This window comes from Amycolatopsis sp. NPDC114478 (genome assembly GCF_055633805.1).
On sequence record NZ_JBVKDO010000027.1, the window covers coordinates 71,520 to 93,869 of the forward strand.

Genomic DNA, 22,350 nt, shown 5'->3' on the forward strand with positions numbered 1-22,350 from the left:
CCCAGAACGGCACGCAAAAGGGACCGCTTCCGGCGCCGTTGGCGGAAGCGGTCCCCTGTCCCGGCCGGGGGAGGCAGCCGGGAAACCTACCCCTGGGACTCCAGCTCTTCGTCCAGCATCGCGAACAGCTCGTCCGCGCCCGCCTCTTCGAGTTCGCGGTCCGCCGGGGAGAACGTCGCCACCAGCTCGCGCAGGCGGCCCACGACCGCCGCGCGCGCAGCCGCGTCCAGTGAGCGCAGCTCGGCCTCCAGGTCCGTCAACCGGACGTCGACCGCCGACGGCGGGTCGGCCAGGTCCGCGCCCAGGAACTCCGCCAGCGCCGATGCCGACGGGTGGTCGAAGATCAACGTCGCCGGCAAGCGCCGGCCCGTCACCGATTCCAGGCGGTTGCGCAGCTCGATCGCCGTCAAGGAGTCGAAGCCCAGCTCGATGAAGCCCTTGCGCGGGTCGACCGCGTCCCGGCGTTCGTGGCCCAGGACCACCGCTGCCGTGCCGCACACCAGGTCCAGCACCGCGCGACCACGCTCCCCCGCCGGCAATGCCACGATCCGGGCCCACGAGTCGTCCGAAGCCTCCGCGCGGCGACGACCGCCGCGAACCAAGCCCCGCAGCATCGCCGGGACGCTGTGCGCGTCCGCCCGCAGGCCCGACATGTCCAGCCGGACCGGCACCAGCGCCGGCTCCGACGTCCCGAAAGTCGCGTCGAACAACGAAAGCCCGTCCTCGAACGACAGGCCGAACACGCCCGAACGCGCCATCCGGATCAGGTCCGTCTCCGCCAGCTCGCCCGACATGCCGCCCTCGGACCACAGGCCCCACGCCAGCGACACCGCGTGCCGCCCGGTGGCCGCCCGGTGGTGGGCCAGCGCGTCCAGGAAGACGTTCGCCGCCGAGTAGTTCGCCTGCCCCGCCGCGCCGAGCGTGCCGCCCGCCGACGAGTACAGGACGAACGGGATGTCCAGCGAAGCGGTCAGCGAGTGCAGGTTCCACGCCGCGTCCACCTTCGGCCGCAGCACCGCGTCCATCCGCTCCGGCGTCAGCGCCAGCAGGACGCCGTCGTCGACGACACCCGCGGTGTGCACCACCGCCGCCGGCTCGACCCCCGCGAGCAGCTCGGCCGCCGCGTCGCGGTCGGCGAGATCGCACGCCGCCAGGGAAACTTCGGCTCCCAGGGAAGTCAGCGACGAGACCAGCTCGCCGGCCCCGGGCGCCGCGGCCCCGCGACGGCTCGTCAGCAGCAAGTTCTTGACGCCGTGCTCGGTCACCAGGTGCCGGGCGATCAGCTGGCCCAGCACGCCGGTGCCGCCGGTGACCAACACCGTGCCCTCGGGATCCAGCGCGACCGGACCAGGAGAAGGCACGTACTTCACCAGCCGGTGCACCAGCACCGCGCCGTCGCGCACCGCGACCCCCGGCTCGTCGGCGTACATCGCGCCGAGCACCGCGTCCAGGGGCAGCTCGCCGCCATCGACGTCCACGACCATGAACCGGTCGGGGTACTCCAGCTGCGCCGTCCGGATCACGCCCCAGAGCGCGGCGTGCGTCAGGTCCTCGACGCCCTCGTCCGGCCGCGTCCCGATCGCCCGGCGGGCCACGACGACCAGCCGTGACGACGCCAAAGTCTCCTCGGCGACCCAGGCTTGGGTCAGCGCCAGCAACTGGTGCGTCGCCTCGCGCGCCGCCACCGGCGACGCCGTCGCAGGCGCCACGAACGGCGCGAACACCACGTCCGGCCGCACACCGTCGGCCACCAGCGCGGGAAGGTCCACATAGGACTTACCCGGCAACCCGAAACCAGCACCGAGCACCACGGAAGAGACGCCCGAAACGGCGTCGCCCGCGTACGGCTGCCACTCGACGCGGAAGAGCGAGTCGTCCACCGCCGAACGCGTGGCGCGGAACGCGTCCGCCGCGATCGGCCGCAGCGACAGCGATTCGACGCTGAGCACCGGCGCGCCGGCGGTGTCCGTCGCGGTCAGCGAAACGGTGTTCTCGACGTCCGAAGCGAGCACGACCCGCAGGTCCGACGCCCCGGCGGCGTGCAGCGACACACCCGACCACGCGAACGGCAGCACCGGCTTGTCCTCGGTCGGCCCGGCGAGGCCGATCGTGTGCAGCGCCGCGTCGAGCAGCGCGGGGTGCAGGCCGAACGCCGAAGCATCGGTGTCCTCGGGCAGCGCCACCTCGACGGCGAGCCGGTCGCCCACCTGCCACACGCGGCGCAGCCCGGCGAACACCGGGCCGTAGTCGAAGCCCTGCGCGGCCAGCTCGTCGTAGCGGGCGGTCACGTCGATCTCGGTCGCCCCGGCGGGCGGCCACTCCGGCACCGCCGCCGGAGTGCCGGCAGCGGCGGACAACCGGCCGCTGCCGTGCTGCACCCACTCGGAAGCGTCCTCGGCCTGCGAATAGATCGCCAGAGAGCGCTGCTCCGATTCGAGAGCACCGACGACGACCTGCAGCCGGACGGCCCCTTCGGCGGGCACGATCAACGGCGCGGCCAGGGTCAGCTCGTCGAGCCGCCCGCAGCCGACCTCGTCCCCCGCGCGGATCGCCAGCTCGACGAACGCCGTGCCGGGGAACAGCATCGAGCCCTGCACGACGTGGTCCGCGAGCCACGGCTGGGTCCGCGCGGACAGCCGGCCGGTCAGCACGGCACCGCCCGAGTCGGCCGCGACGACGACGGCACCCAGCAGCGGGTGCTCGGCGTCGCGCTGCCCGACCTCGGCGACGCCGCGGACGCGGGCGCCGGTCGGGTTCTCCAGCCAGTAGCGCTTGCGCTGGAACGCATACGTCGGCAGTTCGACCGGCGCACCGCCGGCGTAGAACGCCGAGAAGTCCACAGTAGACCCGGCGACGAACAGCGAAGCCACCGCGGCGGCCGCCGACTCGCCTTCGGGGCGGTCCTTGCGCAGCACCGGGACGAACGCCGCCCGGTCGTCCGCGCCCAGGCACGTCTGGCCCATCGCGGTCAGCACCGCCGACGGGCCGACCTCGACGAACGTCGTGACACCCGCGTCGAGCAGCGTGCGGATCCCGTCGGCGAACCGGACGGCGTCACGCACCTGGCTCACCCAGTACTCCGGGGAGGTCAGGTCGGCATCGGGCGAAACCGTCGACACGATCGGGATCGACGGCTCGGCATAGGTCAGGTTCCGGGCGATGAACGCGAAGTCGGCCAGCATCGGCTCCATCAGCGCCGAGTGGAACGCGTGCGACACCTTCAGCCGCGAAGTCTTCTCGAACTTCGAGGCGACCGCGAGGACCGCGTCCTCGTCGCCGGACAGCACCACCGACGCCGGGCCGTTGACGGCGGCGATCGACACGCCGTCGGTCAGCAGCGGCAGGACGTCCGCCTCGGCCGCCGCCACGGCGACCATCGCGCCGCCGGCGGGCAGCGCCTGCATCAGCCGTGCCCGGGCCGTCACCAGCGTGCACGCGTCTTCGAGGGAGAGCACCGCGGCGACGTGCGCCGCGGCCAGCTCGCCGATCGAGTGTCCCAGCAAGTAGTCCGGCGTGACGCCCCACGACTCGAGCAGCCGGAACACCGCGACCTCGACGGCGAACAACGCCGGCTGGGTGTACCCGGTCTCGCCGGAGCCCAGGACGGTCCGCAGCGGCACGTCGAGGTGCTTGTCCAGCTCGGCGGCCACGACGTCGAAAGCCTCGGCGAACGCGGGGTACGCCGCCGCCAGTTCCAGCCCCATCCCGGCGCGCTGCGCGCCCTGGCCGGTGAACAGGAAGGCCGTCCGGCCAGTGGAAACCACGCCCTCGACGACGCCCACCGGCGTCCGGCCGGCCGCGTATTCGGTCAGCGCGCTGACCGCGGCGGCCCGGTCGGCGGCCACGACCCCGGCGCGGTGCTCGGCCGGCGTCCGCGTGGTCGCCAGCGAGAACCCGACGTCCACGGTGGACAACTCACCGACGGAGGAAGCGAGCTTGCCCGCCTGCGCCCGCAGGGCCTCCGGGTCGTTCGCGGACAGCAGCCACGTCGCCGGCCCGTCGTCCGAAGAACGCGCCACCGGGTCGCCCTGCTCGACGATCACGTGCGCGTTGGTCCCGCTGATCCCGAACGAGGACACCCCGGCGCGGCGCGGCCGCCCGGTCTCCGGCCACGGCTTCGGCTCGCTGAGCAGCGAAACCGTGTCCGTCCATTCGACGTGCGGCGAGGGCTCGTCGGCGTGCAGGGTGCGTGGGAGGACGCCGCGCCGCAGCGCCTCCACCATCTTGATCACGCCGCCGACGCCGGCGGCCGCCTGCGTGTGGCCGACGTTCGACTTGAACGACCCGACGTGCAGCGGCCGGTCGGCCGTGGCCGCCTTGCCGTAGGTGGCGATCAGCGCCTGCGCCTCGATCGGGTCACCGAGCTTGGTGCCGGTGCCGTGCGCCTCGACGGCGTCCACATCGGACAGGTTCAGCCCGGCGTCGGCCAGTGCCGCGCGGATCACCCGCTGCTGCGCGGGTCCGTTCGGGACGGTGATGCCGCTGGACGCGCCGTCGGAGTTCACCGCGCTGCCGCGCAGCACGGCCAGGACGTGGTGGCCGTTGCGACGCGCGTCGGAAAGCCGTTCCAGCAGCAGCATTCCGGCACCTTCGGAGCAGCCGACGCCGTCGGCGCCGCTGCCGAACGCCTTGCACCGGCCGTCCGCGGACAGCCCCTGCTGCTCACTGAAGTAGACGAACATGTCGGGCGTCACCATCACCGTGACGCCGCCGGCCAGCGCCAGCGAGCACTCGCCGCGGCGCAGCGCCTGAGCCGCCCAGTGCAGGGCGACCAGCGAGGACGAGCACGCCGTGTCGACCGACACCGACGGGCCTTCCAGGCCGAGGGTGTAGGAGATCCGGCCGGAGACGAGACTGCCGTCGCTGCTGCCGGCGCCGTAGTCGTGGTACATGACGCCGGCGAAGACGCCGGTCTTGCTGCCCCGCAACGTCGACGGCACGATCCCGGCGCGTTCCACGGCCTCCCACGCGGTTTCCAGCACGATCCGCTGCTGCGGGTCGAGCGTGCGGGCCTCCCGCGGGGAGATGCCGAAGAACTCGGGCTCGAAGTCGGCGGCGTCGTAGAGGAAGCCGCCTTCCTTCGAGTACGTCGTGCCGGGCCGGCCGGCGGGGTCGAAGAGCGCCGCGGTGTCCCAGCCGCGGTCCTCGGGGAACTCGCCGACGGCGTCGGTGCCGCCGGCGACGAGGTCCCAGAGCTGCGACGGTGTGGTGACCCCGCCGGGGTACCGGCAGCCCATCCCGATGATGGCGATCGGCTCGCTCATCGCCGCGGTGAGCTTCTGGTTGTCCGCCTTGAGCCGCTCGTTGTCCATCATGGACTGGCGCAGCGCGGCGACGATCTGCTCGGTGGACGGCGCCTGAGTCACTGGGAGTCCCCTCCGTCGGTCTGGGTGCCCGCCATCGCGGACTTGACCAGGTTGGCCAGGTCCATCCCGGCGATGGCGGCCACTTCGTCGGTTCCGTTGGCCTCGGCCACCTCTTCGACCGGCTCGCCGAGCTCCGGCAGCAGTTCGCCGAGGAGGAACCGGGTCAGCGGCAGCGGGCTCGGGTAGTCGAAGATCAGCGTCGCCGGCAGGCGCAGCCCGCAGGCCGCCCCGAGCCGGTTGCGCAGTTCGAGCGCGGCCAGGGAGTCGATACCCAGGTCGGTGAAGCCCTTTTCGACGCCGACCGCCGAAGCGTCGTCGTAGCCGAGGACGGCCGCCGCGTGCTCGCAGACCAGCTGCAGCAGCGCGGTTTCCCGTTCGTCGGCCGACATCCCGGTCAGCTTGTCCGCGAAGCCCGCCTCGGGCGCCGCGGTCACCGGACCCGCCGCCGCGGCGGCCCGCCGCGGGGTGGCCGTGACCAGGCCGCGCAGGAGCGGCGCGATCCGGTCGGCTTCCCGCAGGTCGGCCAGCTTCACCGGCACCAGCGTCGGCTCACCGGCCGCCAGTGCGGCGTCGAAGAGCGCGAGACCATCGGTGACGGCCAGCTCCGCGACCCCGTACCGGGCGACGTGCGTCAGGTCGACGGCGTCGCCGCTGCCCTCCCACGGACCCCAGGCCAGCGACGTCGCCGGGAGGCCCAGCGCCGTGCGGTGCTCGGCGAGCGCGTCCAGGAAGACGTTGCCCGCCGCGTAGTTCGCCTGCCCGGCGGCGAGCAGCAGGCCGCCCGCCGAGGAGTAGAGGACGAACGCCTTCAGGTCCAGCGACGCGGTCAGCTCGTGCAGGTGCCAGGCCGCGTCGACCTTGGGCCGCAGGACGTTCGTGACCTGCGCAGGAGTGAGCGCGGTCAGCACCGCGCTGTCCATCTGCCCGGCGGCGTGCACGACGGCGGTGAGGTCGGGCAGCGACTCGATCAGCCGAGCCAGGTCGTCCCGGTCGGTGACGTCGCAGGCCGCGACGGTCACCGAAGCACCCAGCTCCTCGACCAGCTCGCGAGCACCCGGTGCGTCGAGACCGCGTCGGCTGGTGAGCACCAGCTTCCGGGCCCCGCGGGCGACGAGGTGCCGAGCCAGGTGACCGCCGAGCAGGCCGGCGCCACCGGTGATGAGCACCGTGCCGTCCGCATCCCACTCGACCGGGTCGCCGACCGTCGTGACCTTGACCAGCCGCGGCACACGGACTTCGCCGACCCGGACGAGCGCTTCCGGCTCGCCGGAGGCGACCACCGCGGGCAGGGCCCGCAGAGACTGGGGCAGGTCGTCGACGTCGACCACCTGGACCCGGCCGGGGTTCTCCGCCTGCGCGGCCCGCACCAGGCCCCAGACCGGCGCCTGGGCGAGGTCGGGGTCGTCGGCCACGGCGTTGCGCGTGACGACCAGGAGCTTGCCGTCGGAAGAGCCGTCGAGCCAAGCCTGCAGCTGCTTCAGCGTGGCCTGAACAGTCGCGTGGACCCGGGTGGGCACGTCTCCGTCGGCGGAGACGACCGGCAGGACCAGCACGTCGGCGGCCACCGGCTCGTCGTGCGTCGGGACGCCGAGGCCGAGGTCGTCGGCGCCGAGCACGGCCCAGCCTTCGAGGGACTTGACCAGCCGGACACCCGCCGCGGGCTGCCAGCCGATGCGGTAGAGCGAGTCGGGCACCTTGGCGCCCAGCTGGCCCTCCGACACCGGCCGCGTCACCAGCGACTCGATCCACGCGACCGGCGTGCCGGCCGCGTCGGCGAGGGCCAGTGAGGCGTCCTTGCCTGCTGTGCCTTCCTTGCGGACCCGCACCCGCAGCGTCGTGGCTCCGGAGGCGTTCAGCGAAACCTGGTTCCAGGCGAACGGGATCGTCGTCTCGGTCAGCGCCTTCGGCCCGCCCGGGACGAGGAAGTCCGTCGCCCCCAGCGCCGAGTCGAGCAAGCCCGGGTGGAGCCCGAAGTCGCTCGCCGTGGTGCCCTCGGGCAGCGCCACCTCGGCGAACACCTCACCTTCGCGCAGCCACACCGCGCGCAGGTTCCGGAACACCGGGCCGTAGCCGAAGCCGAGCCCGGCCAGGTCGTCGTAGAGCCCGGTGAGGTCGACGGCTTCGGCGCCCTCGGGCGGCCACGCCGTCAGGTCGAACTCCGCCGGCCGCGCACCCGTGGCGAGCGTGCCCGCCGCGTGCTGCGTCCACCCGCTCTCGGCGCGGGAGTGCACCGACAGCTCGCGCCGGCCGTCCGCGCCGGGAGCGCCGACGACGACGCGGATGTCGACGCCGCCCTCCTCGGGCAGCAGCAGCGGAGCCTGCTGGGTCAGCTCCTCCAGGAGGTCGCAGCCGACCTGGTCGGCGGCGTGCAGGGCCAGCTCGACGTACGCCGTGCCCGGCAGCATCGTCCGGCCCAGCACCACGTGGTCGGCCAGCCAGGTCTGCTTGTCGACCGCGAGCCGGCCGGTGAGCACCGCGCCGCCGTCGGGCAGCTCCACCAGCGCGCCCAGCAGCGGGTGCGCGGCGGACTTGGCGCCCAGCGAATCGACGTCGCCCGCCGGCTTCGTCGCGTTGAGCCAGTACTCCTTGTTCTGGAACGCGTAGGTCGGCAGGTCCACAGTGGACGCACCGCGGCCGGCGAACAGGGCCCGCCAGTCGATCTTCGCGCCCCGCGAGTACACCGTGGCCAGCGCGGTGAACAGCGTCTGCACCTCGTCGCGGCCCCGGCGCAGCGCGGGCACGCCCACGACGCGGTCGGGCCGGTCGGCGACCGACGTGTCGCACTCGCGGGCCATGCCGGTCAGGACCGCGTCCGGGCCCAGCTCGACGAACCGGGTGACCCCGGCCGAGAGCAGCGTGCCGACGCCATCGGCGAAGCGCACGGCGTCGCGGACGTGGTTCACCCAGTACTCCGGCGAGCAGAGCTGCTCGGCGGTGGCGATCCGGCCGGTCACGTTGGAGACGACCGGGATGCTCGGAGCGCTGTAGGTCAGCTTTTCCGCCACCACGGCGAAGTCGGCCAGCATCGGCTCCATCAGCGCGGAGTGGAAGGCGTGCGAGACGACCAGCTGCTTCACGCGCCGGCCGGCTTCCTTGAAGACCGCCATCGCGGCCTTCACCGCGTCCTCGGGACCGGAGATGACCACCGACCGCGGGCCGTTGATCGCGGCGACGTCCACCCCGGCCGGGAGCGCGGCACGCACCTCGTCCTCGGTGGCCGCGATCGCCGCCATCGCACCACCCTCAGGCAGCGCCTGCATCAGCCGGCCGCGAGCCGCGACCAAGGCGCAGGCATCGGCCAGCGAGAGGACCCCGGCGACGTGCGCCGCGGCCAGCTCGCCGATCGAGTGCCCGGCGACGTAGTCCGGTGTGAGGCCCCACGACTCGACCTGGCGGTAGAGCGCGACCTCGATCGCGAACAGCGCGCACTGCGTGTACGCCGTCTTGTTCAGCAGCGGACTGCCGTCCCGGATGACGTCCTTGAGCGGGACCTCGGTGTCGAACAGCCCGCAGGCCTCGTCGAACGCGCCGGCGAAGACCGGGAAGGCCTCGTACAGCTCGCGGCCCATGCCCGGCTGCTGCGCGCCCTGGCCGGTGAAGAGGAACGCGGTCAGGTCGGCCGCGCTGGTCGTGCCGGTCACCGTGCCCGCCGGGGTCCCGCCGCCGGCGAGCCCGTCGAGAGCCTTGAGCGCGGCGTCGCGGTTCGCCGCCAAGACCACCGAGCGGTGGTCGAGCGCGGCCCGGCCGGTGGCGAGCGAGTAGCCGACGTCGGTCAGGTCCAGTTCCGGGTTGGCGCGCAGGTGCGCGGCGACCCGGGCGGCCTGGTCGGCTAGCGCCGCGGCCGTGGTCCCGGCGATCGGCAGCGGAACCGACGCCAGCGGCGGCGCGGTCCGGCGCGGACGCTCCACAGTGGACGGCGGAGCCTCTTCGATGATGATGTGCGCGTTCGTCCCGCTGATGCCGAAGGACGAGACACCCGCGCGGCGCGGGCGGCCGTTCGGCAGCCACGGCCGGGCCTCGCTCAGCAGCTCGATGTCGCCGGTGGTCCAGTCGACGACCGGGGACGGCGCGTCGATGTGCAGCGACTTCGGCAGCATGTTGTGCCGCATGGCCTGGACGACCTTGATCACGCCCGCCGCGCCGCCGGAAGCCTGCGCGTGGCCGATGTTGGACTTCACCGAGCCCAGGTACAGCGGCTGCCCGTCCGGCCGGTCCTGGCCGTAGGTGGCCAGCAGCGCCTGGGCCTCGATCGGGTCACCCAGCTTCGTGCCAGAGCCGTGCGCCTCGACGGCGTCCACTTCGGACGGCTTGAGACCGCCGGCCGCGAGGGCCGCGTGGATCACGCGTTCCTGCGACGGGCCGTTCGGCGCGGTGAGGCCGTTGGACGCGCCGTCCTGGTTGACGGCGCTGGAGCGGACCACGGCGAGGACCTCGTGCCCATTGCGCTCGGCGTCGGACAGGCGCTCCAACAGGAGCAGGCCCGCGCCCTCGGCCCAGCCGACGCCGTCGGACGCCGCCGAGAAGGACTTCGACCGGCCGTTGGGCGAAAGCACGCCCTGACGGCTGGAGTCGACGAACAGGTCCGGCTGCGAGAGCAGCGTGACGCCGCCGGCGAGGGCCAGCCCGCACTCCCCCGCCCGCAGCGCCTGCACCGCGAGGTGCAGCGTGACCAGCGAAGACGAGCACGCGGTGTCGACCGTCATGCACGGGCCTTCCAGCCCCAGCAGGTAGGAGATGCGGCCGGAGACGACCGCGCCCGAGCTGCCGTTGGGGATGTAGGCGGCGACGTCGAGGGGCGCGCCGGGAACGCGGCTGCCGTAGTCGTCGTACATGGCGCCGGTGAAGACGCCGGTCATGCTGCCGCGCAGGGCGGTCGGGTCGATGCCGGCCCGCTCGATGGCCTCCCACGCCGTCTCCAGCAGGAGCCGCTGCTGCGGGTCCATGGCCAGCGCCTCGCGCGGGCCGATGCCGAAGAACGCCGGGTCGAACAAGGTGCCTTCGTGGAGGAAGCCGCCTTCGCGGGCGTAGGTCTTGCCGCGCTTGCCGCGCTCGGGGTCGTAGATGCTGTCGATGTCCCAGCCGCGGTTGGCCGGGAACTCCGACACGGCGTCGACCTCGTCGACCAGCAGCTGCCAGAGGTCCTCCGGCGACCGGACGCCGCCGGGGTACCGGCAGGCCATGCCGACGATCGCGATCGGCTCCTGCATCGACGCGTTCGTCCGGGTCGTCGTGGCCGGCACCTTGGCGACCGCGCCGAGCAGCTTGCCCTTGACGAAGTCCGCCACCGCCTTGGCGGTCGGGTGGTCGAAGATCAGCGTCGCGGGCAGGGTCAGGCCGGTCGCGCTGCCGAGCAGGTTGCGCAGCTCGACCGCGGCGAGCGAGTCGAAGCCGAGTTCCTTGAACGCGCGTGCACCGTCCACTTCGGACTTGTCGGCGTAGCCGAGCACGGCGGCCACCTGCGTGCGGACGATGTCCAGCAGCACGCGGTCGCGCTCGTTGTCGGCCAACGCGGCCAGCTCCGTGGCCAGCGCGTTGTCGGCCGCCTTCGCCGCCTTGGCGGTCCGGCGGGCCTTCGGCGGGACGAACCCGCGCAGCAACGCGGGCAGGTCGTCGGTGCGGGCCCGCAGCGCCGCGACGTCGACCCGCAGCGGGGCGATCACGGCGTCGGCGGTGGCGGTCGCCGCGTCGAACAGCGCGAGCCCCTGCTCCGCGGTGACCGCGGGCAGGCCGAGCCGCGCCATCCGGGCGAGGTCAGCCTCGGCCAGCTCGCCGCCGAGGCCGGTGTTCTCGGCCCACAGCCCCCACGCGAGCGCGGTCGCCGGCTGGCCGGCGGCCTGGCGGTGCGCGGCGAGGCCGTCGAGGAACGCGTTGGCGGCGGCGTAGTTCGCCTGGCCCGCGGGCAGCACCTGGCCGCCGGCGGAGGAGAACAGGACGAACGCGGCCAGGTCGTGGGTCAGCTCGTGCAGGTGCCAGGCGGCGTCGACCTTGGCCCGCAGGACCGCGTCGAGCCGGTCGGCGGTCAGCGAGTCGAAGACGCCGCTGTCGGCGGTCCCGGCCGCGTGCACCACGGCGCTGAGGTCGTCGATCGCGCCGAGGACGTTCTCGACCTGGGCGCGCTCGGTGACGTCGCACGCGGCGACCCGCACCCGGGCCCCGAGGTCGGTCAGGTCCTCGACCAGCTGCCCGGCGCCCGGCGCGCCGAGCCCGCGGCGGCTGGTGAGCACCAGGGACGTGACGCCGTGCTCGGCCACCAGGTAGCGGGCCAGCAGGCTGCCGAGGCCGCCGGTGCCACCGGTGATCAGCACGGTGCCGCTGCCCCACGGGGAAGCGTCGCCGGACTCGGTCTTGACGTACCGCGGCACGACGACCGCGCCGGCGCGGATCGCGGCCTCCGGCTCCCCGGAGGCGACGACCGCCGCGATGGTCCCGGCCGTCGCTGCCGCATCGGCGTCGACGACGAACACCCGGCCCGGGTGCTCGGCCTGCGCACCGCGCGCCAGGCCCCACAGCAGGCCCTGCGTGACGTCCACAGTGGACTCTCCGGCGGGGACCGCGTCCTGCGTCACGACCGCCAGCTTCGTGGCCGCGAACCGGGCGTCGCCCAGCCAGGCCTGCAGCTCGGCGAGCAGCCAGGCGGCGTTCGCCCGCGCCGTCTCCGGGACGTCGCGGGTGCGCTCGGGCACGCTCAGCGTGAGCACGCCCGGCACCGGCTCGCCGCGGTCGACGGCGCCGAAGAGGTCGGCGAACCCGGCGTAGGTGGCGGCCACCCCGACCCGGCCGCGGCCCACGGCCACGACCTCGGCGTCGGACTGCGGCACGGACACCGGCTGCCAGGCGATCTTCAGCAGCGAGCCGTCGATTTCCGCGGGCTGAGACAGTTCCCGGCGGACCGGGCGGGAGACCAGCGAGTCGATGGTCGCGACCGGACGGCCTTCGCTGTCGGCCACCTCGATGGCCGACACCTCGTCGCCGTTGAGCCGCTCGATCCGCACCCGCAGCACCGAAGCGCCGGCGGCGTGCAGCGTGACGCCGTTCCAGACGAACGGCAGCAGCGTCGCGCCGTCCGGGTCGCCGAGGAGGTCGGCGTGCATCGCGATGTCGAGCAACGCCGGGTGCAGGCCGTACCGGCTCGCCGTCGACGCCGCCGGCTCCGGCAGCGCGACCTCGGCGAACACCTCCGTGCCCCGCTTCCAGGCGGCCGTGAGCCCCTGGAAGGACGGGCCGTAGCCGTACCCGCGCTCCTCGAGCCGGTCGTACGCGCCCTCGACCACCATGGGGGTCGCCCCGGCGGGCGGCCATTCGGTGAGCCCGGCGGGCTCCGGCCGCGGCGCGGCGGACAGCGTGCCGATGGCGTGCTGGGTCCACTCGTCGCCGTCGGCCGGCCGCGAGAAGACGGTGATCGGGCGCCGGTCGCCGTCGGCGGGCCCGACCACGACCTGCAGCGCCACGGCGCCGTCCGGCGGCAGGACGAGCGGCGCCTGCAGCGTCAGCTCTTCGACCGTCGAGTGCCCGACCTGGTCGCCGGCCGCGATGGCCAGCTCGACGAACCCGGTGCCGGGCACCAGGATCGCGCCCTTGACGACGTGGTCGGCCACCCACGGCACCGACCCGGCGGACAGCCGACCGGTGAGCACCGTGGTGTCCGAACCGGACAGCGGCACGACCGCGCCGAGCATCGGGTGCGGCAGCGGCTGCTGGCCGACCGCCGTCACGTCGCCGGACGGGGTCGCGTCGAGCCAGTAGCGCTTGCGCTGGAAGGCGTACGTCGGCAGGTCGAGCCGGATCGGGCCGTCGCCGAGCACCTTGCCCAGCCCGGCGGCACCGCGGGCGTACAGGCGGCCGAGCGCGGTCAGCGCGGTGCGCACCTCGTCCCGGTCGCGGCGTCCGATGGGCACGAACGCGGCGTCCGGGTCGATCTGGCGGCCCAGCGCGGTCAGCACGCTGTCCGGGCCCAGCTCGAGGAACGTCCGCACGCCGTCGGCGGCCAGCGCGGCCACCGCGTCCCCGAAGCGGACGGCTTCGCGGACGTGGGTGACCCAGTACTCCGGCGAAGTCAGGTCCGCGTCCGGCGAGACCGTCGAGACGACCGGGATCTTCGGCTCGTGGAACGTCAGCCCGGCGGCGATCTCGCGGAACTCGTCGAGCATCGGGACCATCAGCGGCGAGTGGAACGCGTGGCTGACGCGCAGCCGCCGCGTCCGGACGTCGGTGGCGCGCTCGATGCGGGTCACGACGTCGGCGGTCCCGGAGATGACGACCGACGCGGGGCCGTTGACGGCGGCGATGCTGACGTCGTCCTCGTACCCGCGGATCAGCTCCCGCGCGGCTTCTTCGGTGGTGGCGAGGGAGACCATCGCGCCCGGCGGCGTGCTCAGGGCACCCATCAGGCGCCCCCGGGCCGCGACCAGTTTCGCCGCGTCGGCCAAGGACAGCACCCCGGCGACGTGCGCCGCGGCCAGCTCGCCGATCGAGTGGCCGGCGAGGGCGTCGGGGACGATCCCCCACGACTCGGCGAGCCGGAACAGCGCGACTTCGACCGCGAACAACGCGGTCTGCGTGTACTGCGTCTGGTCGAGCAGGCCGCGGTCGGCGAGCGCGGTCGTGCCGAAGACGACGTCGCGCAGCGGCACGTCGAGCAGGGGGTCGATCGCGGCGCAGACGGCGTCGAAGGCGTCGGCGAAGACGGGGTAGGCCGCCGACAGCGCGGCCCCCATCCCCACCTGCTGCGCGCCCTGCCCGGAGAACAGGAACGCGAGCTTGCCCTCGGTGACGGGCTCGCTGCTCTGCTCGCCGGCGGCCAGCGCGTCGAGACCGGCGGCCAGCTCGGCCGCGGTCCCGGCGACCACCACGGCCCGCTGCTCCAGCGCGGCGCGCGTCGAGACGAGCGACCGCGCCAGCTCGGCGACGGGGACGTCCTCATGGTCGGCGAGGTATTCGCGCAGCCGAGCGGCCTGGCCGCGCACGGCGGCCGCGGACCGGCCGGACAGCGCGACCGGGACGACGGCCTCGGGCCGCGGTTCGACGGCCTGCTCGATCTCTGCGTCTGCCGGAGCCTGCTCGATGATCACGTGGGCGTTGGTGCCGCTGATGCCGAACGACGAGATCGCGGCGCGGCGCGGGTGGCCGTTGGGTGACCAGTCCTGCGCCTCGGTCAGCAGGCGCACCGCACCCGTGTCCCAGTCGACCACAGTGGACGGACGGTCGACGTGCAGGGTCCGCGGCAGCTGCTCGTTGCGCAGCGCCATGACCATCTTGATGATGCCGGCGACGCCGGCCGCGGCCTGGGTGTGGCCGATGTTGGACTTGATCGAGCCCAGCCACAGGGGCTGGTCCTCGGCGCGGTCCTGCCCGTAGGTCGCGAGCAGCGCCTGGGCCTCGATCGGGTCACCCAGCGTGGTGCCGGTGCCGTGGCCCTCGACAGCGTCCACTTCGGACGGTGCGAGACCGGCGTCGGCCAGGGCCTTCGCGATCACGCGCTGCTGCGAGGGACCGTTCGGGGCGGTGAGGCCGTTGGACGCGCCGTCGTGGTTGACCGCCGAGCCCTTGAGCAGCGCGAGGACCGGGTGGCCGTTGCGTTGGGCGTCCGACAGCCGCTCGACGAGCAGCATGCCCGCGCCCTCGCCCCAGCCGGTGCCGTCGGCGGCGTCGGCGAACGAGCGGCAACGGCCGTCGGCGGACAGGCCGCGCTGGCGGCTGAAGTCGACGAACGTGTCCGGAGTGGACATCACGGTGACACCACCGGCCAGGGCGAGCGTGCACTCGCCGCGGCGCAGGGCCTGGACCGCCCAGTGCAGGGCGACCAGCGACGACGAGCACGCCGTGTCGACGGTGACCGTCGGGCCCTCCAGGCCGAGCGCGTAGGACACGCGGCCGGAGACGACGCTGGCGAGGCTGCCGTTGCCGAGGTAACCGGCGATGTCGTCGGACACCGTGCCGAGGCGGGTGCCCCAGTCGTGGTACATGACGCCGGCGAACACGCCGGTCGCGCTGCCGCGCAGCGAAACCGGGTCGATGCCGGCCCGTTCGAACGCCTCCCACGACACTTCCAGCAGCAGCCGCTGCTGCGGGTCCATGGCGGCCGCTTCGCGCGGGCTGATCTCGAAGAAGTCGGCGTCGAACTCGGCGGCGTCGTGCAGGAACGCGCCGTGCTTGACGTAGGAGTGGCCGGGCTTGCCGGGCTCGGGGTCGTAGAGGGCGTCGACGTTCCAGCCGCGGTCGGCCGGGAACGGCGTGAGCGCCTCTTCCCCACCGGCGACGAGCCGCCACAGGTCCTCCGGCGTCGCGACGCCGCCCGGGTAGCGGCAGGCGATGCCGACGATGGCGATCGGCTCCTCCGGGTCGGCCGTGGTCACCGGCGCGATCGGCTTGACCGGGGCCACGCCGCCGAGCCGCGTGACGAGGTACTCGGCCAGCGCGCGCGGGGTCGGGTGGTCGAAGACCAGCGTGGCGGGCAGCCGCATGCCGGTGACGGAGTCGAGGATGTTGCGCAGCTCGACCGCGGCGAGGGAGTCGAAGCCGATCTCGCCGAACGGGCGGGCCGGGCTGATCGCGCTCGGGCCGTCGTGGCCGAGCACGGCCGCGACGTGCGTGCGGACCAGGTCGAGCACCGCGCGGTCGCGGTCGGCCTCGGACAGCGGGGCGAACCGCTCGGCGAACTGCCGCTCCGGCGTGAGTTCACCAGCGGTCGCGGCGATGCGACGCCGATGAGCGGGGACCAGGCCGCGCAGCAGCGCCGGGACGTCGTCGCGGGCGCCCAGGGCGGCGCGGTCGACGCGGGTCGGCACGACGGTGGCCGTTCCCGAGGCGATGGCGACGTCCAGCGCGGCCAGGCTTTCGGCCGCGGTCAGCGGGGCGAGGCCCAGCCGCCCGATCCGGCTCAGGTCCTTTTCGGACAGTCCGGCGCTCATGCCGAGCGCGGCACCTTCGTCGGTCCACAGCCCCCAGGCGAGCGACGTCGCGGGGAGGCCCTGCTCGCGGCGGTGTTCGGCGAGCGCGTCGAGGAAGGTGTTGCCGGCCGCGTAGTTGGCCTGGCCCGCGCCGTCGACCAGCCCGGCCGAGGACGAGAACAGGACGAACGCGGCCAGGTCCGAAGTCAGCTCGTGCAGCGCCCAGGCCGCGTCGACCTTGGGCGCGAGGACGGTGTCGAGACGCTCTTCGGTGAGCGAGCCGATCAGGGCGTCGTCGAGCACGCCGGCGGTGTGGACGACCGCGGTCAGCGGCTGCTCGATCTTCTTCAGCGCGGCCGAGAGCGACCGCTTCTTGGTGACGTCACAGGCGATGACCTGCACCGTCGCGCTCTCTGACAGCTCGGCGACCAGCTCGGCCGCGCCGGGGGCGTCGCTTCCGCGCCGGCTGAGCAGCACCAGGTGCCGGACGCCGTGGGTGGTGACGAGGTGGCGCGCGACCTGCGCGCCGAGGCCGCCGGTGCCGCCCGTGATGAGCACGGTGCCGTCCGGCTGCCAGGCCGGTGCGTCGGTGGCCAGGCGGACGAGGCGCGGGGCCAGCACGCGGTCGCCGTCGACGCGCAGCTCCGGCTCGCCGGACGCGAGCGCGGTGGCCAGCGTCGTGGCCGTGGTTTCGCCCTCGACCAGGACGATCCGGCCCGGCTGCTCGGCCTGCGCCGAGCGCACCAGCCCCCGCACCACGGAGTCGGCCAGCGTGCCGCGTGTCTGCAGCACGAGCTTGGCCGAAGTGGCCTCGGCGAGGAATGACTGGAGGATCTCCAGGACGTGGTGAGCGGTCTGGCGGGCGGCGGCCGGAACCCGTCCGCGTTCGCCCGGCACGCTGACGAGCCGCACCTCACCCGGATCCGCGTCCGAAGCCGCGACCGGCGTCCATTCGACGGTGTGCAGCAGGTCCTGGGCCCGCGGGCCCAGGTCGGCGCCGCTGACCGGGCGGGAGCGGAACGACTCCACCGACAGCACGGGCGCGCCCGCCGCGTCGGTGACGTCGATGGAGACACCGCCGGTGGCGGGCGAGGTGATCCGCACCCGGACCTCGGCCGCGCCGGAGGCGTGCAGCCGCACGCCGGTCCACGCGAACGGCAGGCGGATCTCGCCGGCCTCCCGGGCCTCGCCCGGGGCGAAGTCGGTGGCGTGCAGGACGGCGTCGAGCAGCGCCGGGTGGATGCCGAACGAGTCGTCCCGAGTAGGCAGGGCGACCTCGGCGTAGACGACGTCATCGCGCTTCCACGCCGTGCGCAGGCCGCGGAACAGCGGGCCGTAGCCGTAACCCTGCGCCGCCAGCTCGTCGTACAGCTCGCTGGTGGCGACGACCTCGGCGCCGGACGGCGGCCACTCGGTCAGCGGGGCGGGCTCGGCGGCCGGGGCCTCGGCCAGCACGCCGACGGCGTGGCGGGTCCAGGCGACGTCCTGCTCGGCGCGCGAGTAGAACTCGATGGTGCGGCGGCCGTCCTCGACCGGGCCGACCACGGCCTGCACCTCGACGCCGCGGCCGTCCAGGACGGCCAGCGGTGCCTGCAGGGTCAGCTCGTCGACGACGTCGCAGCCCGCGCGCCCGGCGGCGTGCAGGGCCATCTCGACGAACGCGGTGCCGGGCAGCAGGGCCGTGCCGGCGATCGCGTGGTCCGCGAGCCACGGGTGCGAACGCAGGCCGATGCGGCCGGTCAGGACCAGGCCGTCGTGGTCGGCCAGGCCGATCTCGGCGGCGAGCAGCGGGTGGCCGGAGGCGAGCTGGCCGAAGCCGGCCGCGTCGCCGCGGCCGGGCGCGGTGAGCCAGAAGTGCTTGCGCTGGAAGGCGTACGTCGGCAGGTCGACGACGTTGGCCGGGCCGAAGAACGCGGTCCAGTCGACCGGGACGCCGCGGGTGTGCAGCCGGCCGAGCGCGCCGGCCAGGGCCGGGACCTCGGCGTGGCCACGGCGCTGCGCGGGCACGAACGAGATGTCCGAACCGTGCGGGCCGGTCGCGGCCATGGCCGCGAGGACGGCGTCCGGGCCGACCTCGATGGCCGTGGTGACGCCGGCCGCGGCGAGCGCGGCGACGCCGTCGGCGAACCGCACCGCCCGCCGGACGTGGTAGAGCCAGTAGCCGTGCGAGCACAGCTCTTCGGGCGTCGCCTGGCGGCCGGTGACGTTCGAGATCACCGGGATGGACGGCGGCGAGAACTCGACGACCTCCAGGACCTCCCGGAACTCGGCGAGCATCGGCTCCATCAGCGGCGAGTGGAACGCGTGGGACACGCGCAGCTCGCTCGTCTTGCGGCCCTGCGCGCGGAAGGCCTCGGCGACCGCGGCGACCTCGGCGCGCTCGCCGGACACGACAACCGACGCGGGTCCGTTGATCGCGGCGAGGCTGACGCCGTCGGTGAGCAGCGGGCCGACCTCGTCCTCGGTCGCGGCGATCGCGACCATCGCCCCGCCCCCGGGGAGAGCCTGCATCAAGCGACCGCGTGCGGCGACGACCAGGCAGGCGTCTTCCAGCGACCAGACGCCGGCGATGTGCGCGGCGGCCAGCTCGCCGATCGAGTGCCCGAGCAGGACGGCCGGCTTGACGCCCCACGACTCCAGCAGCCGCGCGAGCGCGACCTCAATCGCGAACAGCGTGCACTGCGCGTACTGGGTGCCGTTCAGCTCCTCGGCGTCGTCGCCGAAGAGGACGTCGCGCAGCGGGCGGTCCATCTGGACGTCGAGGTGGTCGAGGGCCTCGTCGAAGACCTCGGCGAAGACCGGGTAGGCGAGGTACAGCTCCTTGCCCATGGCGAGCCGCTGCGAACCCTGGCCGGTGAACAGCATCGCGAGCTTGCCCGGCGTGCGGGTCCCGGTGACGACGAAGGCGTCCGGCTCACCCGCGGCGAGCGCGCGCAGGCCGCGGACGGCGTCTTCGGTGCTCTCGGCGACGACGACCGCGCGGTGGTCGTGCGCGGCGCGCGTGCCGGCCAGCGAGAAGCCGACCTCGGTCAGGTCCGCAGCCTCCACAGTGGACACGAGCTTGCCCGCCTGCGCCCGCAGGGCTTCCTCACTGCGGGCCGACACGACCAGCGGCACGACCGGCAGCGGCTCGGTGGCGCCCGGCTCGTCCGCGGTCGCGGGCGCCTGCTCGATGATGACGTGGGCGTTGGTGCCGCTGACGCCGAACGACGACACCCCGGCGCGGCGCGGCCGCTCGACCGCCGGCCACTCGCGGGCCTCGGTCAGCAGCTCGACCGCGCCCGCGGTCCAGTCGACGTGCGGGGTCGGCGCGTCGACGTGCAGGGTCTTGGGCAGCCGGCCGCGGCGGATCGCCTCGACCATCTTGATCACGCCGGCCACACCGGCCGCGGCCTGCGTGTGGCCGATGTTGGACTTGATCGAGCCGAGCAGCAGCGGTGTCTCGCGGTCCTGGCCGTAGGCGGCGAGCAGGGCCTGCGCCTCGATCGGGTCGCCGAGCCGGGTGCCGGTGCCGTGCGCCTCGACGGCGTCCACTTCGGACGCCGCCAGCCGGGCGTCGGCGAGCGCGCGGTGGATCACGCGCTGCTGCGACGGGCCGTTGGGCGCGGTCAGGCCGTTGGACGCGCCGTCGGAGTTGATGGCGGTGCCGCGGACGACGGCGAGCACGGCGTGGCCGTTCGCGACCGCGTCGGACAGCCGTTCCAGGACCAGGACGCCGACACCTTCGGCGAAGCCGGTGCCGTCGGCGGCCGCGGCGAACGCCTTGCAGCGGCCGTCCTCGGCGAGGCCGCGCTGGCGGCTGAACGCGGTGAACGTGCCGGGGCCGCCCATGACGGCGACACCGCCGGCGAGCGCGAGCTGCGTCTCGCCGCGGCGCAGAGCCTGCACGGCGAGGTGGAGGGCGACGAGCGAGCCGGAGCACGCGGTGTCGACGGTCAGCGTCGGGCCTTCGAGGCCGAGCGCGTAGGCGACGCGGCCGGAGACGACGCTGGGGGCGTTGCCGGTGAGCAGGTACCCGTCGAGGCCGTCGGGGGCTTCGTGCAGGCGCGGGCCGTACTCCTGGGCCTCGGCGCCGATGAAGACGCCGGCGGGCGTGCCGCGCAGCGTCGTCGGGTCGATCTTGGCGCGCTCCAGGGCTTCCCACGCCGTCTCGAGGACCAAGCGCTGCTGCGGGTCCATCGCGGACGCCTCGCGCGGGGCGATGCCGAAGAAGCCCGCGTCGAACTCGCCGGCGTCGGGCAGGAAGCCCCCGGAGGTGACGTAGCTGCTGCCCGGGCGGTCGGGGTCCGGGTCGTAGAGGCCGTCGAGGTCCCAGCCGCGGTCGGTCGGGAACCCGGTGATGGTGTGCACCTCTTGCTCGACCAGCCGCCAGAGGTCCTCGGGCGACGCGGTCCCGCCGGGGTACCGGCAGCCGATGCCGACGATCGCGACCGGCTCGTCGTGGTCGCCCGCCGGCGGGAGTCCACTGTGGACGACCTCGGCCCCGAACACCGCCGCGTGCAGGAAGCGCGCGACGGCGACCGGGGTCGGGTGGTCGAAGGCCAGGGTGACCGGCAGGTCGAGCCCGGTGGCGTCGGTGAGCCGCGCGTGCAGCTCCACCGCCGCCAGCGAGTCGAACCCGTGGTCGGAGAACGCCTTTTCCGGGTCGAGCACCGCCGGGACGTCCGGGCGCGCCGCCAGCAGCGCGGCCCGGGTGGCGTCGTGGACGACGTCGGCCAGGAATGCCGCGCGGTCACCGGCGGGCAGTTCGGTCAGCCGCTCCGCGAACCCGGACGCCCGATTCGATTCGGTCTCAAACTCACGCATTCCGCACTCCACCGCTGTAGCAAGCCAGCACAAGGTCGTCTTTTCGATCGTAGGTCGGCGCGCACCGCGGCCGAATCCCCTGAAAACCGTTCTAGGGGCGGGAAATCACCAGGCGATGCGCAGGAGCGACGGCCCCCGCACGATCACGCCGTACTCCCACTTCACGCCCTCGCGGCCGTCCGCGAACCGCAGGTCCGGGAACCGCGCCAGGATCGCCTTCAACGCTTCCTGCAGCTCCAGCCTCGCCAGCTGCGCGCCGATGCAGTGGTGCGGGCCGTGCCCGAAGGCCACGTGCGGGTTCGGCTTGCGCGTCAGGTCGATGCGATCGGGGTCGGCGAAGACCTCCGGGTCGCGGTTGGCCGCGTGCAAGGCCGGCAGCACCGGGTCACCCGCGCGCACCACGACGTCGCCGAAGCGGATGTCCTCGGTCGCGTACCGGGCGAACATCGCCGCCGTGTTGATCGGCACGTACCGCAGCAGCTCCTCGATCGCCGTCGGCATGATCTCCGGGTCCGCGCGCAGCTGGTCCAGCAGCTCCGGCTGGGTCAGCAGCGTGAAGACGAAGCTGGGCAACGCCGTCGACACCGTCTCGACACCGCCGGTGAGCAGACCCGCGCCGGCGATCGAGATCAGCTCGTTCTCGGTCAGCTTGTCGCCGGCGTCGCGGGCGTAGACCAGCGCGCCGAGCAGGTCGTCGGTCGGCTCCTCGCGGCGCTGGGCCACCAGCCCGGCGACGTAGTTGTCGAGCTGGTCGCCGTAGACGTCCAGCACGTCACCCTTGGCCGTCGCGTCGCTGACCAGCGCCTGGGTCCACTCGCGGAAGATCTTGTGGTCCTCCTGCGGCACGCCGAGCAGGTCGCAGATCACCGTGACCGGCAGCGGCCGCGCCAGCTCCTCGACGAGGTCCGCGCTGTCGCCGTGGGCCTGCATGTCGTCGAGCAGGCGGTTGACGAGGTCCTTCACGCCGTCGCGCATCTGCTCCAGGCGGCGCGCGGTGAACGCCTTGCCCACCAGGCGGCGCAGCCGGGAGTGGTCCGGCGGGTCCATCCCCATGATGCCGTCGCCCATCTGCTGGCGGCGCATCCGCGGCTGGTCGAGGCCCTGCGCGAGCTCCCGGCTGAACCGCGGGTCGGTCGTCACCAGCTTGACGTCGGCGTACTTCGTCGCGAGCCAGGCCGGTTCGCCGAAGGGCATCTGCACCCGGCTCATCGGCTCTTCGCGCTGCAGGACGTGGTACTGCTCGGAAACGGAGATCTCGTGCATGTCGAACGGATACGCACGGACTGTCCGGC

General features: G+C 74.0%; 3 protein-coding genes. All 3 read right to left on the reverse strand.

Features of this window, described 5'->3' with window-relative positions; genetic code table 11:
• Positions 1-86: 86 nt before the first annotated feature.
• On the reverse strand, positions 87-5,366 hold the full coding sequence (locus ACZ7OH_RS44730) for a type I polyketide synthase (protein ID WP_470286476.1): 5,280 nt from the start codon (positions 5,364-5,366) through the stop codon (positions 87-89).
• Positions 5,363-21,058 carry an SDR family NAD(P)-dependent oxidoreductase gene (locus ACZ7OH_RS44735; protein WP_470286477.1) on the reverse strand — a complete coding sequence of 5,232 codons (15,696 nt, stop codon included), beginning with the start codon at positions 21,056-21,058 and terminating at the stop codon, positions 5,363-5,365. Before ACZ7OH_RS44735 ends, ACZ7OH_RS44730 begins: the two co-directional genes overlap by 4 nt.
• A gap of 105 nt (positions 21,059-21,163) precedes the next feature.
• Entirely contained in the window at positions 21,164-22,321 is a 1,158-nt protein-coding gene (locus ACZ7OH_RS44740) for a cytochrome P450 (RefSeq protein ID WP_470286478.1), read from the reverse strand.
• Positions 22,322-22,350 lie beyond the last annotated feature (29 nt).

Coding starts and splice junctions, on each gene's coding strand:
- ACZ7OH_RS44740 (WP_470286478.1), bottom strand. CDS start 22,321: ATGCACGAGATCTCCGTTTCCGAGCAGTACCACGTCCTGCAGCGCGAA.
- ACZ7OH_RS44735 (WP_470286477.1), bottom strand. CDS start 21,058: ATGCGTGAGTTTGAGACCGAATCGAATCGGGCGTCCGGGTTCGCGGAG.